This is a genomic window from Caldisalinibacter kiritimatiensis, from assembly GCF_000387765.1.
Classification (GTDB): Bacteria; Bacillota; Clostridia; order Tissierellales; family Caldisalinibacteraceae; genus Caldisalinibacter; species Caldisalinibacter kiritimatiensis.
Genome location: NZ_ARZA01000267.1, coordinates 1 through 15,882, shown reverse-complemented (window position 1 = coordinate 15,882; position 15,882 = coordinate 1). Strand labels below are relative to the sequence as shown.

The following is a 15,882-nucleotide window of genomic DNA, read 5'->3' as shown; positions in this document are numbered from 1 at the left end:
TACTAGGTACTGGGTACTTGGTACAAGCATAATAAACTTGATACCAGTCCTTTACTTCTTATAATATAATTTAAAATTGAAAATTTAAAATGTAAAATTGTTAATTAAAAAAAATCAAAAAAGGCTCGGAAATTCCGAACCTTTAAATCATAGAGTGTATAGTTATAGAAGTCATAGTACCTATTATAGCTCCTACTGCAACATCTGACGGATAATGAACCCCTAAATATATTCTAGATATGCCAACCATACCAGCTATAACTATTAAAGGTATCATTAAAGTAGAATAATTCAAAGCTAATGATACAGCTAAAGAAAAACTAGCAGTAGTATGGCCTGATGGAAAAGAGTAATCTTTAAGATAAATGTTAAATGTATTTATTTTTTCTAGTATATCATAAGGTCTTAATCTTGCTATAGTTCTCTTCAAAATCTGTACCACCAAATGACTAGCCGATAGAGAAGTTAAACTTTCTAGTCCAACCATCCTCGTATCATTTTTAGTCATTGTTATTAAAATAACAGGTAATAATACAGAAAATATCGGGCCTCCAAGTCTAGTTATTAAAGGCATTATATTATCTAAAAGTCCACACTTTATTCTGTCATTAATTACATAAAATAATTTCTTGTCCCCACTTACAAACCCTTTTAAAATATTTTTCATATTCTTACATCCTTTACTTAAAATGCACTAATATTTTTTATATGTTTGTGTTTATATTATAAACTATATTGAATAAGTTTGTAAAACATTATTTACAATACTTTCAATGTAATTTTTTTGCAAACATTTAATATGTTTGACCGGATATTTAAACTTAGTAAATATAATACTACATAATAGTCGATATATTATTATATACAAGGAGGCTAATCATGTCTCTAAATACCAAAGATTTACAAAATTATATAACTAAAAAATCATTAAATAGCGGTGCTCTTCTTGTTGGATATACAAAAATAAGAAGAGTAGAGCCTGTAATAATACTAGGTTTTCCTTTTTCTGATAAATGTTTTTTTAACTATCCTATCACATTAACTAAACAATTAAGTAAGGTTTATAAAACAAGTAAAAACGTACAAAATATAATTGCTAAAACCTTAAAAAAAGAAGGATATTGGGCTGAATATAAAACTGTATTATCTGTATATGGCGATTTCAGACCTTTAGCAGTATCTGCAGGTTTAGGGGAATGGGGAAGAAATGGTTTAGTAGTAAATGAAAAATATGGCTCTAGTCTACTTTTTGCTGCTATATTTACCAATGCCCCTCTTAATACCTATATTCAAGACCAAACTAAAGAAGCACCAAAGCATTGTATTGAATGTAATGAATGTATAAATTCTTGTCCCGCTAATGCTTTTGAAAATGGCAGATTTCATCTTTATAGATGTCTTCCATATTCAATCAGAGGCTGTTCAGAGTGTTTAAAAAATTGCAGACAGAATAGGTAATAGAACAAAAACAAAATGCGAAACTAGTTCGCATTTATCTATAATTCACCTAAAATAATTTTCATCATTGAAAATGGTGCATATAATAGGTTTATAAAATATATATCTGCTCCTATGAACAATACTAAATACTTAAGATAATTAAAATACTTCTTATCTCTATAGTATGCAAATAAAACAATTGCCGATAAAATATTTAGAGCTATAGGAACTATATAAATCATAAAATTTGACTTTAATATATCAGGTATAAACTCTACTCCAGTTCCTCGATAATACATATTTTTAAAAGTAAATAAATTATATATAATATAGACTCCTAAGAATATGAAAAACTTTTTCTTATCGTCTTTAATATCCATTTTCTTAATTATAAACACTGCAGGTATAAAGACTAAAATAGAAAATATTAATACAACTGTTCCCTTTATAGCAGTAAGAGCTATCGCATAAAACGGAGTAACTAAAGCTTTTAAAAATGCATTCTTGTAATCCTGTTGAGTATAAGTATAGCTACTACGTTTAAAATCTTCATTAGTACTATTAAGCATTAGTCTATAACCTGAATCTTTAATTTCTAACCATGCTAAATAACTGCCCTTATCATTATCTAAAATAGTAGGGTTTTTAGAGTAATGCTCCGTACTTGATAAATAAGTAGTAGATTTTATATTACATGAACTATCTATATCAATCATAAAAATGTCTGCTTTAAGTGCATATTTGTTATCGGTATTTAATCCTGAACCAAAAAGTCTTATCCCATCATTGTATAATAATACGTCAATTCGGTCGTTTAAGTCAGCTATATTCGTATCACTTATAAAAGTAGCATCTACAACATTTAACTTTTTAGCATCCATTGATTTTACTTCTATTGTTACACTACGTTGTCCTCCTGGCAGAATCTTCATAACAGGATAAACCATAAAGAATTTATCTTCATTAGGTATTATATCGATTTCACCTATATACGTATTAACTAAATACTCTAATTTATCAACTTTTTTTAAGTTGTTCTCTTTAAAGTCTATTAAATTTCCCCCTAAGACTTCATCAGATAATTCATTTACTTTATTAACTATAAACATGTATCTTTGTCCGTTAAGCTCTCTTAAATATATATCTTTTATGTTCCATATGTTTTTAAAAGTTTCTTCAAGTTTAAGTTTATTATTATCAATAGAATATAACTGAATTTTATCTTTATTATATGCTTGTATATAAACAACATCATCAATTACTTCATAATTGAATCCTTCTATATTACCTACTAAAGTTTCGGGTGTACTAAACATACTATTTTCATTAAAACTAACTTTATATAGTTTAGAATCCTTCACATAGTAAAGGTTGTTTCTTATTAAATAAACATCCTTTATTTTGTTTTTGTTAAATCCATCAATCTGCGCTATTCCATTTTTAACCAATGTGCCATCACTTTTTACTAAACTATAATTAACCTGACCCTTCTTATCAAAGGTTATAGTTAGTATATTGTCTTCAAAACCTTCAATAAGAGGATTATGATTTATACCTGCACTACCTATTTCTACTCCTCTTCCCCATTCTCCTGTATAGCTAATGCTTTGTATTCTTAAATGATTATACATATGAAGTCCTATAAATCCTACAAGTATAGCAAATATAACAATAATGGTCCTTAAGCAAACTCTTCTCTTATTAAGCATATTTTCTCCCCCAATTATATCGTTTGTTATATTTTACTATTTTTCTGAATATTTTTAAAATTAATTAAATGTTAATTATTATTACGTTTTTTTAATATCTTACATCAATTATACTTAACCATCCTAATCCCTGCTCCAAAGAACACAAGCCCCATAATTATAAGTACAATAGTAGGTATAACGATAGCTTCAAAGCCTTTACCATACATAATTATATTAGTTAATCCCTGCACTGCCCATTTCGTTGGAGTAATTTCCGCAATCGTTAATAATATCTTATTACTTACAATCTCTAAAGGCCACATACATCCACCTAACATACCTAAACTAGTCAACACCACTGGACTTAAAGTAGCTAGTTGTGAATGGGTTTTAACTATTCCTGATAAGAATAATCCTAAACTAGTTACTGCAAATACAAAACCTGCTGAAACAGTTATTATTCCTAATATGCTTTTTCCTAGTTCAATGCCGAAAATATATTTTCCTGCCATAAACAGCACGCTTAACTGTATAAGACCTATAGCAAAAGTTACTACTAAGTTTCCACCTAATAAAGATGCCTTTGAGATTGGAGATACTATTAATCTCTGCCATGTTCTATATTTTCTCTCGTTTAATATTTCACCGATTGCAAATACAACAGTATACATTGAAAAGAATATTGAAAAACCTATTATTGAATATTGAGTATTATTATAACCATTTAAGTTTTCTGCACTTATAAAATTCTTAGACACTTCAATAGGTTTTCTATATTTCCAATATTCAACTGCTTTTTTATATGCGTTATTAAATATATCCTTTTTAGAACTATTGCTATATTCACTAACATATTCTGAAGTCATTTCAGCTATCTTTATATTTCCTATCATTTTACCAGTAATACTTGCAACTAATCTCTCTAACGTATATACATCTACATCGTCCTTTATCTTAGCTATACTTAGGCCTGGATCCTCGCCATTCTCTATTTTATCACCAAATCCTTTATCTATAATTATTGCTGATTTCACTTTCCCTTTATTTACATTTTCAATTGCATCTTCATAGTTTGTTAACTCATATTTGAAAGTACTATCTTCCTTTAACTCTTCTATTAACAATAGAGAATATTCACTTTCATCATTGTCTACCAATAATATCTTTGGTGTGTAATCTGAACTACCTATATAAGAAAACAGGAAAGCAAACAATAATGCCATAGCCGTCATTATTACAAATACTATATATTCATTCTTTAATCTCATAAGCCTTAACTTTATTATACTTAACATATTTCCACCCCTCTTTCTCTTTTAATAAAAATGTAGCTATCAATGTAAAAACAATCCCCATTGCTATCAATCCTAAGAGGGATGTAATTATTTTTCCAATTCCATTTCCTAACATAATTTTTTGATACGCCTTCAATGCTAATCCATTTAATGTGAAATAGCTCATTGTGTTAAAAAACTTAGGGAAATTTTCCAACGGAAAAAAACTTCCTCCTAAAAATGCGAGTATTTGTACAATAACCGATTGAAAAACTTCTGTTAGTTTATAATTCTCATTCCTATATGTTATTGCAGCTAACATAGTACCAAGTCCTGCTACTGCAAATACTGCACATGCTGTAGTTATACCTACTAATAATGGGTCTCCCCAATTAACTCCGAGGACTTTATTTGTAAATAGTATCATCACACCTATTTGAAGTATTGAAAACACGAAGATAGTGAAAAACTTACCAGTTACTATTTGCCACTTTGAAGTTCCTGCAATAACCATTCGTTGATAAGTCAAATTTTCCTTTTCTTCTAAAAGTGTCTTTGAACTTTCACCTGCTGTAAATAATATAAACATAGCAGTTATAGCTACTGCATAATACTGAAAACCTGTCATAGGCTTTTGACCTTTTACCTTTCTATAATTTATATTTACTGCTGACTGTTCTAAGATATCTGTTAACCCTTCTGTTATCTCTTCCATATTTTCAAACACATTAGCTCCCATTCCATTTGCAATAGCTGTCTCGATAAATACATTTTTTCCTATGACTATTGATGATACACCATCAGAAAAGCCTGTCATTATCCCATTAACTATCTGTGTTGAAATATTCATGTCTGGATGCCCTATAACATCTATATTTACTTTATTTCTAAAAGGAGTTAGAAAGTTTATATACATGTCATATACAAACCCTTTTGGTAATATAACTACTGCTGCCACCTCTTTATTCTCTACAGCCTTTAAAGCTTCATCTTCTTCCATAAATCTATAGTTAATAATCTTTTGTATTTCGTCTGATTCAAGCATTTGGTCGTTAAAAATTTTATCTATATTCATATCCCCTAGGGAATTCTTAACTTCTGAAATACTCTTTTCGTCCATATTAATCATTGTATTATTGCTTAGGGTTTTAACAAACTTTTCTGTTTCCTCTTCAGCATCATATTTCCTTACTATAGCTATGTCAACTTTATTTCTACTTCCTTCCTTGGCAAAACTACTACCTAGAGCTCCACCTAATATAGTTGTTAATATTATAGGCATCAATATAGTTATTCCTATCGCTTTCTTATCTGATAACCATATTTTCAAATCCTTAATTATCAAGTCTAATACTCTCATCCTTTCACCTCCTAATCCCTAAGGGCTCTACCTGTCAGATGTAAAAACACAGCTTCTAAATTTGGTTTCTTTATATCTATAGATAATATACTACTATCTGTTTCATTGACTTTATTAATCACATCTTTAAACAATTCTTCTCCATTTCGTGTGACTAAAATTAGCTCTTCTTCTAGTACATCAACTTTTTCAACATAATCTATCTCTTTTAACCTCTGAACCAGATTATCTGTTACTTTATCAAACCTTATATTTACCCTCTTTTGCCCTTTTATAATATCTATCAGTTCATCTTTAGTTCCTGATGCTATAATTTCTCCTTTATCCATAATACTAATTCTTGAGCAAATAGCTTCAACTTCTTCCATATAGTGACTAGTATATATAACAGTCATTCCCTCTTTGTTTAATTGAAGTACTGTTTCTAATATGTGATTTCTAGATTGAGGGTCTATCCCCACTGTAGGTTCATCCATTATGAGAATTTCAGGCTTATGAAGTAGAGCTGCTCCAATATTTATTCTTCTTTTCATACCTCCAGAATATTTTTCAATCCTTTCCTTTAATCTATCCTTTAATCCTATTATGTCGGCAACTTCATCTACCCTATTTTTTAGTTCTTTGCCTCTTAAACCATAGGCGTGTCCCCAAATTTTTAGATTTTCATATCCCGACAATGTAGGATATAATGCAATTTCCTGAGGTACTACCCCTAGTTCTTGTTGTATAGCCTTAGGATTTTTTAGTATACTCTCTTCTTTATAATAAATATCTCCCTCTGTAGGTTTTATTAAAGTAGATATCATTGATATTGTGGTAGATTTACCAGCTCCATTAGGTCCTAATAATCCAAATACCTCTCCTTTTTCTACTTCAAAGCTAATTCCCTTAACTGCTTCTATATTCTTAAATTTCTTTTTTATATTGTTTATTTCTAATAAGGTCATTTAATTATCCCCCTTCTCACTGTTAGAATTAAATATGTCTTCAAATATAAAAGGTATACCCTGTTCTATGTTTTCATTACTCAATATGTCTTCTTCTGTTAATTTAGGAAAGTTAAATTCTTGCTCCTTTTCTATACTCCAATTTTCTGTATTCATATTAAAGGTTATTTCCTCTGTTTCTCCTGGTTTAACGTCATTAAATCTAATTTTAAACTCAATATTTTCTTGTACAATATATCCGTCTATGTCTATATATGCATTATAATTAAATTCCTTTATTTCGATTTGATTAACCTTTTGTTTTAGCTCAGCTAATACTTCTTCGAGGTCTATATCCTGCTTATTTTCTTCACTGGCATTAGTGATTTTTATATACTCCTTAATCAAGTCCTTATTTTCTGAAACTATATCTAATGATTCATTTAACAATGTTTTTATCTGCTCACCTGTTAAGTCTATAGTAAAGTGAGTAGCCTTAACCCTGCCGTCTTCTGTATCTAGAATTGTCTTTTCTCCTGATACTACATCTTCTTTATTTAAAATTTCAGTCCATTTACTTTTTATTGATTTTAATACTTTTTCATAAAATTGATTCATAATATCAGGTTGTTTTTCTTTATTATCAATATCAGCTTTTTCTCCAGTCATATCACTCATGCTGATATATTTTTCTACTATTGGCATTTTCATATATACATCTTCACCATTTACATAAATTGTAGTATCAAATCCCATACCACCAAAGTTGTAATAATTTCTCACAATCATCTTATCCTGTGTCCAATCAAATGTAATATGGTTTTCTGTCTCTACTGTCTTAAAGTAGTTCAGTTTTTTAATTTTTTCCTGTGATAATCCCTCTGTGTTAAATTCATTATCAAGCTTAATCTCAAACATTGTCTTCCCTTTAGTTATTTCATCAGTCTTTTTGACTGCCTCTTTATAGGTTTGTAGGTCTTCTTTGCCGCATCCAATTAGTGATACAACCATAAAAGTGGTTAAAATAAATACAACTATTTTTTTCATCTTTTTTCCTCCTCTTCTTTTCTTAATTTTATTGTATTAAATCTTGATAGCTTTTTCTTGTAACTATATTCACTTTATCCTTTTGTGACCATGACTTTTGGCATAAAACAAATTCGACTTTGTCGATTTGTTAGTTAGTAGCTGTTACTCTGGTCTCAGCTCTTAGGAAAAATTCAAAAAAATCTTTGGTGCTGGGTACTGGAAATACAATTGATAATGGTTATCTTATTTTATTTCTGTAAAACCAAAAAATGTTTTATCGCCTAAATATATGGTATAATATTTAATATAGGTCTAATAGAAAAGGTGATAGTATGAACTTACAATATTTAAAAGCTTTTTATGTAACTGTAAAAGCAAATAGTATATCAAAAGCAGCTAAACTTTTACACCTTACTCAACCCGGTTTAAGTATGCAAATTCAATCTTTAGAAAAGGAACTGCAAGTAAATCTTCTCAATAGAAGTAATAAGGGAGTTGAACTTACTGAAGCTGGTAGGGTAGTATTTGACTATGCTAATACAATTCTTTCTCTACAAGAAAATATAGAAAGAGACCTTGAAAACTTAAAAACTGATAAAAAATATTTGCATATTGGTTCTTGTAAAATAGTAGGAGAATATGCTTTGCCTTGTAGTATATATATCTATAAGCACGATAATAAAGATGTTGATATAAACGTAGAAATTTCTAATAGTAGTCAAGTAGTAGAAAATTTATTAGATAGAACAGTTAATATCGGTATAATTCAAGGGAATGTAGATAATAAAAAAATAGTAACTGAAAAAATAGCTTCTGACAGAATTTTATTAGTCACATCATTACCCCTTATGAAAACTAATATTACAACTGATGAACTACGTAAGCTACCCATTATTTTTAGAGAGGAAGGCTCTGAAACAAGAAAAGCTGTTATTAATTTCTTAAATCAATATGATATGGATATTGATGATTTGAACATTATATATGAATTAAACTCTATGGAAGCTATAAAATCTTCAGTTCTAGCTGGTAAAGGGGTTTCATTTATACCTGAGCTTACTATAAAAAAAGAATTAAAAGATGGGGCTTTAACAAAAATCGATATTGAAGGCAATAGTATAGCATGTAGCTATTATATAGCATATAGAAAAGACCATGAATTAAGTGTTTATGAAAAGGACTTTATAAGTTTTATAAAATCTAGTAAAAGAGGATTTTGTTAAAATATGTATAGGGCTGGTTATCCAGCCCTATTGTTATAAAATATATTTTATTAAAATTTTACTTCCAAGCCATACTCCTAGGAACATGAATATTCCAAATACCCAACTGTGTAATGAAAATGATGGAATAGCGCTAAAAAATGCTCCAATATTACATCCAAGACTTAATCTAGTACCGTATCCCATAAGGATGCCACCTAAAAGACCAAATATTAGCTGCTTTTTATTCTTTATCTTCTTTATTCTAAATTCAGAAGCAAACAAAGTAGATATCAATGAGCCCAAAACTATTGCTATTATCATAACTGTATAGTAATTATTAATAAGGGTTTCTCCTGGCTTTAGGTTTTGTTTATAAACTTGATAATAATTCCACTCAAACACATCAATACCAAGTTTTTGTAGTATATACCCACCCCAGTATGAAAAACCGGTTGATAATTTCCATGCTAATCCTGTAGTAGCTAAAAGAATCACATTCAATATTCCTAATAAAATGCCACCTACCCAATATGGCCATGGCTTTTTAAATAACTTATTTATGATTTTCAACTTATCACCTACTTTGTCTTTTCTATATATATCTCCCATTTTCCTTCACTAATTTCCATATAATCTGAATTATAACCTTGTTTTTCTGCCCATTCAGTTATATTTATAATTGAACAATTGTGATTAGTTTCTATAATTAAAACTTCTCCCACATCTATCTTCTTAATTTCTTTAATAGTCCTTAATAAAGGCATTGGACAGATTTCATCCATGCAATCTATCTTTTTTTCTCCCATAGTGCTATCCTCCTAAACTACATCGACATTATATTATTCTTTTTATCATACCAATCTGCAAATATATACAGTATTATTAATATAATTACTTGTGATATTATTGCTAAAGGTAACCCTGTATATTCGGGTATATAGACCACTTGAGTCTTTGAAATTATAGCCTTGTCCCAAAATTCATAATGCTTAGCACCTAATACAGTACCTATTATTAAACCTATTAGAACAACTATTTGCAATTTAAAACCTTCTCCTATACGCATCAAAGTGCCACTTCCGCATCCACCTGCTATAACCATACCTATCCCGAATATTAATGCACCCATAGCAGTATGAAGTCCTACTGGATAAATTTGTCCTGGAATTTTATCTATGTTTAATACTTGACTATTCCCAATTTCTATATACTGAATGATTCCAAATCCCACAGTAGCTATAATTAAACCTATTATTATTGCCTTCATAATTGAAGTATTACCTACAAGGATAGGGTCTCTAAATCCTGCTGTAAAGCAAAATCTACTTCTTTGTAAAACAACACCAATAGCTAATCCAATTATCCAAAACTTACTTTTTTCAAAATCAAAAAACAAAAATAGAATATATATCATAATGGTTAATATTACCAAAATAATACCATAAAGTATTTGACTCTTTTTCTCACTTTGTTCCTTCTCTCTTCTCTTTTTTAACTCTTCTATCTTGCTAGAAGACATATATCACACTCCTAAATCAAATAGTCATTTTCTTTTAATTATACTATATCTCAATATTTATATCTATAATATACATTATAACTGTATTTAATAAAGGTATAAATCTTTATAGCTTTTTTTAGTGTGAACTGGAATATTGCTATTCACTTAATCCATTTTTTACTGAAAATATTGCTAACTGGGTTCTATCCCTAAGCTCTAGCTTATTTAATATATTAGTTATATGATTTTTTATTGTACCTTCACTTAAAAATAATTCTTTAGCTATTTCTTTATTGTTTTTCCCTTCTCCTAAAAATCTACAAATATCCTTTTCCCTTTTGGTTAACTTATCTACCCTTTTATCTATACTCTTACCATTGTTATTGTTGGCCATCTCATAAAATCTATCTACCACTTTTGCTGCAACATTAGGCTGTATAAGGGCTCCACCATTATACACTTCTCTTATGGCCTCTGCTATTCTTTCCGGAGTAGCATCCTTTAGTAAATATCCCGAAGCTCCATATTTTAGGGCATCGTATATGTACTCATCATCGTTAAATGTTGTAAGCACTATAATTTTAATCTTTGGAAAATCTTTTTTTATTCTTTTAGTAGCCTCTACACCGTTGACTTTAGGCATCTTAATGTCCATAAGTACCACATCAGGTAAGTTCCACTTACAAATATTATAGGCATCCTCACCGTTTGAAGCTAATCCACATATTTCTATGTCACCTTCACTACTAAGTATCATTTTTAAGCCTTCCTTTAATATATCTTGGTCATCTACTATTAATACCTTAATCATTTTTTACACCTCCCCCGGAATATACCCCCTAACTATAAAACCATCCCCTACTTTAAACTCGATTTCTCCATGTAATGCCCTTACCCTTTCTGTCATTCCTTTAAGCCCAAATCCTAGCTTTATGTCTTTATCACCAATTCCATTGTCTTTAATCTGAAATTCTATCTTTTCTTTAGTTAAGCTTATATTTACAATAATCTTTGTGGCTTTACCATGTCTAACTGCATTAGTCAAGGACTCTTGAACTACCCTATAAAGTGTTACACTTACTGTTGGAGTTAATTTTTTAATACTACCTATTATATTTAAATCTATATCTACTCCTGTCTTTTGTGAAAATTCGTCTATTAATTCTTTTATTGAATCTATCCCCTTTGATATTTGCTTATCTGGTTTTAATGTTTCTACAACCTGCCTTATCTTACTTAATCCTTCTCTAGCTGAAGTTTTAGAGGCTTTAAGTAACTTTTTAGCTTTTCCGGTATCTTTATCAATAATATGACTAGCCATCTCTAGCTCCATTATGATTCCTGTCATCATATGACCTAATGTATCGTGTATATCCCTAGCAATTCTATTTCGCTCTTCTAATATTGTAAGTTCTTCAATTTTTTGTGCGTATTCTTTTAGCTTCTTATGGGTATCTAAAAGCTCATCGTATAATAAGTCTTTTTTTAACTTCTGCTCTCTAAAGTATTGGGCAAAATTTATTACAACTAAAACAAATATATTTAGTAAAGTGAAAAAGGCCATCTCTGATATAGTAGCATAATTCGCTTTATAATATATTAAGTAAAAATATTTTATCAGTGAAGCTATCACTGTTAATATTCCTATTATTAGACTCCTTTTTCTATTTAAATACACCGAAGATTCCACTAATATGATTATGTAATAAGTATGAAAAAAGTAATTTATCAGATATTTTGAATTGTATTCTAGGTAGTATACTAAAATAACATCAATTATAAAGGAAAGCATATAAAATAAGTCTTTTTTTATTATAAACGCTCTGATAATACTTACTACAATATATATTCCTATGATAGCCATAAGCATATATAGTCTATCTTGGTGGGCATCTTCAAAGTTTATAGCACCGTAGAAAATTATGATAGACAACAATATTTTTATTAAGGTAAATAAAGCTATTTTTTTCTTATTCATTTTATTCACACCTTGAAAAATGAATTTTAAATTTTGAATTTTAAATTCTAAATTATACAATAAAATAATAAACTCTAGGTTATCGACGGATGTATCCTCTAATCCTCTATTATCTATTCCTCTATTCTCTAATACTCTAACTTATTAACATTTTCTACAAATGTATCCTATTTTCCTCTATAAAAAAAACTGGAACAGAAATAAATCCTGTTCCAGTTTTTACCTTAATTCTTACTTATATAGTTATAATTTGAACTTACAGTATTTCTAATAACCTTTTAATAACAACTATTGCTTCTGCTCTAGTTGCATTATCCTTTGGTCTAAATGTACCTTCTGGGTCCCCTTCCATTATCTTGAATGTATCTACTAGTCTAACATTTCTTCTAGCCCAGCTTGATACCGTACCTTCATCCTTGAATTTAACTTCTGCTGTTGTAACTATATCATCAAGGTTTGTAGTTGTAGTATATGAATATGCTCTCATAATCATAGATGCCATTTCTTCTCTTGTGATATTACCATCAGGGTTAAATACGCCATCTCCAACACCATTTACTATCTTTGCTTTATATGCCTTATCGATACCTTCCTTATACCATGCATCACTATTTACATCTGTAAAGCTACTTTCATCTATTTCCTTTATTCTTAATGCTCTTACAAGTAATGCTGCAAATTCTGCCCTTGTTATGTTATTATCTGGAGCAAATTTGGCATTATCATTTCCTTTAGCAATATGTTTAGCTGCCATAACCTCTATATCATATTTAGCCCAGTGGCCCTCTATATCATCAAATGTCTTGTTATATTCCATTACAACATATTTAGAAAAGTGGTCTGTCTCAAAGGTAATAGTTCTATCATCATTTACTTTACCACCAACATACTCCCATTCCTCTGTTTGTTCATTGTAATAATATACCCCTAATTTGTTTTTGTCTGAAACTTTGTTTTTATCATATTTAATTGTAACAGTAATTGAGCTATTGAAATTTTCAACTTTGTTATCTCCTACATATAACTCAAAGTCATATACATTTGAAACATTTATAGCTTCAGGCTTATTCTCAATAAAGCTATTAGTCTCCTCATTACCTAATGAAGATATCTTAAATTTTAGTTCTTCTCCATCGTTTATATCTACTGTTTTTGGATTAACCTTAAAATTTACATCATCAGTTTTTATTATTATAGGTTTATTATTAGTCTTTGATTTTTCAAGTATGTTAGATGGAATATTTACTTCAATCAGTTTTACATCCTGTTTAGCCACAGCCTCTACTACCATATTTTCTTCGTCTATTTTAACTTGTATATTTTTATCTTCAACCTCTACAATATCCTCTTCCTCTGATGGTTCTTCAACTATTCCACCACCTGATGGACTGCCTCCTGTAAATCCGCCAACGGGACTGTCATCACCTGATGTATCTTCATCATCTACTACAGGAGCTTCGACTATATTAACGTTTATATAGTCTGATTTTACCCAATTATTATCTAAATCCTCTGCATATATACGATACTGACCAAACTCATCTATGGTTATTACTGTGTTTCCTTCACCATAGACAATATCTACAACTGTCCCTGATATATTTTCCTCAGTAAACCATATATTATTATCATCATACCTTTCAACATATAATTCAGCTTGTCCATAAACCTCTTCTAAAATAGTTCCATGATTATCCTTTGTATATAAATTGATTTCCACTCCATTTGGTAGCTCCACTTCTTCATTAACAGCTTCTATATCTAATATAGGAGTATTAAATATCCTTTCTCCATCTACTAATCCATATCCAAAATATTCATCATTACCTTCATCACCTAAATCAATACTGGATTCAGCTAATATATCAGTAACTTGTTCAACTGTTAGATTATTGTTACCTGCTAAAATTAAAGCCACGTACCCTGACACAAAAGGTGTTGCCATTGACGTACCGCTCATGTATAAATATCTTTCATCTGGATATGTACTTAAAATATCCACACCAGGTGCAACTACATCGACTTCTTCACCGATATTAGAAAAGTCTGCAATTATAAAATCTGTATCTTGATACCAGTCCACTGCTCCTACTCCTACAACTCCTTCATAAGCAGCAGGATAACCCACTGGTGCTGTATATCTTACTGAATCATTATCAAAATCTATGTCCCCTTTTTCACCATGTATCCAATGATTACTTTCATTACCTGTAGCTGCTACTACAACTACTCCTTTGGATATAGCATATTGCACAGCCTGGTACTCGTATTGACTAAATTCTGCTCCACCTAAACTCATATTGATAACATCTGCTCCATTATCTGCAGCCCATATTATTGCATCCCCTATATCCTTCGAAGTTGCTCCATATGGTCCTATAACTCTTATAGGCATTATATTGACTCCACCAGCAACTCCAGCTATACCTAATCCATTGTCTACCATAGCCGATGCTATACCTGCTACATGGGTTCCATGACCATGTTCATCATCTGCTACTGTATCACCATCTACGAAGTCATATCCTTCAACAATACTGTTCTTTAAATCTGGATGATCTAAATCGACTCCAGTGTCTATCACAGCTATAGTTATATCATTTCTATCTTCTATACTTACATTTTCCCATGCATCTTGAATATTTGTAGCATATAATCCCCATTGATATCCATTTATATATTCAGGGTCGTTTATTTCATAAACTGACTTAATAACTGTTTTTTGTGAGTCTACATCTTCACTGTATGAATCAATTATGTTTCTTATAAACACTGGTTCAACATATTCAATATTAGAGCTATTTTCTAATTCTTCAATTACTTGAAGGATATCTTTGTTGTAAGATATATTAATCTCTTGTATAAGATTGGCACTTGATTGTGATAATTTACTGTTTTCATTTGTACTTTTATACTTTACGATTAACTTCCCTGGTATGATATTTGAGTTATGGTTACTTTGTGCATATACTTCATTTGATGGCAATAATATAAGGATTTGAACAAATATTAAAATAAAGCTAAGTATAATAGTAATTAACCTTTTATATTGCAATTTCATGTTTACCTCCTAAATATATTGTCTACTTTATAATTCGACAAGTTTTTTATTTTTCCTCTTTGGTATTTTATTGTATATATTAAGAAAACGCGAACATAAGTTCACGTTTCTCTTTATTTAACAGCTTTCAATTCATTTATTTCAGTCCAGTTTTTGGCAGTTATCTGCTCTAATATGCTAATGTCTTTTTTTATCTTATCTATGTCCTTTTTAATTACCTTTATATCCCCTTCAATAAACTCTATTTTCTCTATTGCTTTAGATTGTATTTGGAGCTTTTCTTCTATGCTTCTTAGTAATACACCATGTTCTTCTTTTATACCTTTAGTATCCGTCTCTACTACTTCTAATCTTTTATTCATACTCTTTGTCTCGTTCTCTACTACTTCTAGCCTTTTGTTCATACTCTTTGTCTCG

At 29.8% G+C, this 15,882-nt stretch carries 15 protein-coding genes; 2 read left to right on the top strand and 13 right to left on the bottom strand.

Annotated features, from left to right (window positions below):
- Nucleotides 1-142: 142 nt before the first annotated feature.
- Nucleotides 143-667, bottom strand: a complete 525-nt coding sequence (locus L21TH_RS11960) for a phosphatase PAP2 family protein (protein ID WP_006316892.1) — start codon at nucleotides 665-667, stop codon at nucleotides 143-145.
- Between the two features lie 212 nt (nucleotides 668-879).
- On the opposite strand from L21TH_RS11960, the gene L21TH_RS11955 reads away from it, so the two are divergent.
- Nucleotides 880-1,458, top strand: a complete 579-nt coding sequence (locus L21TH_RS11955) for a hypothetical protein (RefSeq protein ID WP_006316891.1) — start codon at nucleotides 880-882, stop codon at nucleotides 1,456-1,458.
- Nucleotides 1,459-1,496: 38 nt separating this feature from the next.
- Here the strand turns inward: L21TH_RS11955 and L21TH_RS11950 are convergent, their stop codons facing one another.
- The 5 genes from L21TH_RS11950 to L21TH_RS11930 all read right to left on the bottom strand — a co-directional run bounded on the left by L21TH_RS11950 (nucleotide 1,497) and on the right by L21TH_RS11930 (nucleotide 7,738).
- On the bottom strand, nucleotides 1,497-3,149 hold the full coding sequence (locus L21TH_RS11950; protein ID WP_006316886.1) for a hypothetical protein: 1,653 nt from the start codon (nucleotides 3,147-3,149) through the stop codon (nucleotides 1,497-1,499).
- 104 nt (nucleotides 3,150-3,253) lie between these two features.
- A complete protein-coding gene (locus L21TH_RS11945) occupies nucleotides 3,254-4,426 on the bottom strand; it encodes an ABC transporter permease (RefSeq protein ID WP_006316882.1) in 1,173 nt (390 codons plus the stop codon).
- Nucleotides 4,383-5,765: an ABC transporter permease gene (locus tag L21TH_RS11940; RefSeq protein WP_006316878.1), complete on the bottom strand. Its 1,383-nt coding sequence runs from the start codon at nucleotides 5,763-5,765 to the stop codon at nucleotides 4,383-4,385. Before L21TH_RS11940 ends, L21TH_RS11945 begins: the two co-directional genes overlap by 44 nt.
- Before the next feature lie 11 nt (nucleotides 5,766-5,776).
- Complete coding sequence (locus L21TH_RS11935; protein ID WP_006316876.1) at nucleotides 5,777-6,712, bottom strand: ABC transporter ATP-binding protein; 936 nt, start codon at nucleotides 6,710-6,712, stop codon at nucleotides 5,777-5,779.
- The gene (locus L21TH_RS11930) at nucleotides 6,713-7,738 is read right to left on the bottom strand and encodes a hypothetical protein (protein ID WP_006316874.1); all 1,026 of its coding nucleotides are present in this window, start codon (nucleotides 7,736-7,738) and stop codon (nucleotides 6,713-6,715) included.
- 314 nt (nucleotides 7,739-8,052) lie between these two features.
- Between L21TH_RS11930 and L21TH_RS11925 the strand changes: the two genes are divergently transcribed.
- Entirely contained in the window at nucleotides 8,053-8,943 is an 891-nt protein-coding gene (locus L21TH_RS11925; protein ID WP_006316872.1) for a LysR family transcriptional regulator, read from the top strand.
- 33 nt (nucleotides 8,944-8,976) lie between these two features.
- Here L21TH_RS11925 and L21TH_RS11920 read toward each other — a convergent pair whose 3' ends face one another.
- The 7 genes from L21TH_RS11920 to L21TH_RS11890 form a co-directional block, all read right to left on the bottom strand.
- Nucleotides 8,977-9,534: a YeeE/YedE thiosulfate transporter family protein gene (locus L21TH_RS11920; RefSeq protein WP_081627979.1), complete on the bottom strand. Its 558-nt coding sequence runs from the start codon at nucleotides 9,532-9,534 to the stop codon at nucleotides 8,977-8,979.
- Nucleotides 9,504-9,731: a sulfurtransferase TusA family protein gene (locus L21TH_RS11915; protein WP_006316870.1), complete on the bottom strand. Its 228-nt coding sequence runs from the start codon at nucleotides 9,729-9,731 to the stop codon at nucleotides 9,504-9,506. The genes L21TH_RS11920 and L21TH_RS11915 overlap by 31 nt, the downstream gene beginning before the upstream one ends.
- Nucleotides 9,732-9,748: 17 nt before the next feature.
- The gene (locus L21TH_RS11910; protein ID WP_006316868.1) at nucleotides 9,749-10,444 is read right to left on the bottom strand and encodes a YeeE/YedE thiosulfate transporter family protein; all 696 of its coding nucleotides are present in this window, start codon (nucleotides 10,442-10,444) and stop codon (nucleotides 9,749-9,751) included.
- A 139-nt stretch (nucleotides 10,445-10,583) separates the two neighbouring features.
- Complete coding sequence (locus L21TH_RS11905) at nucleotides 10,584-11,237, bottom strand: response regulator transcription factor (protein WP_006316867.1); 654 nt, start codon at nucleotides 11,235-11,237, stop codon at nucleotides 10,584-10,586.
- Between the two features lie 3 nt (nucleotides 11,238-11,240).
- Entirely contained in the window at nucleotides 11,241-12,404 is a 1,164-nt protein-coding gene (locus tag L21TH_RS11900) for a sensor histidine kinase (RefSeq protein WP_034430091.1), read from the bottom strand.
- Between the two features lie 256 nt (nucleotides 12,405-12,660).
- The gene (locus tag L21TH_RS13880) at nucleotides 12,661-15,465 is read right to left on the bottom strand and encodes a S8 family peptidase (protein ID WP_006316864.1); all 2,805 of its coding nucleotides are present in this window, start codon (nucleotides 15,463-15,465) and stop codon (nucleotides 12,661-12,663) included.
- Nucleotides 15,466-15,578: 113 nt separating this feature from the next.
- Nucleotides 15,579-15,882, bottom strand: a 304-nt coding sequence (locus L21TH_RS11890; RefSeq protein ID WP_034430089.1) for a hypothetical protein, incomplete at its 5' end; no start/stop codon positions are given.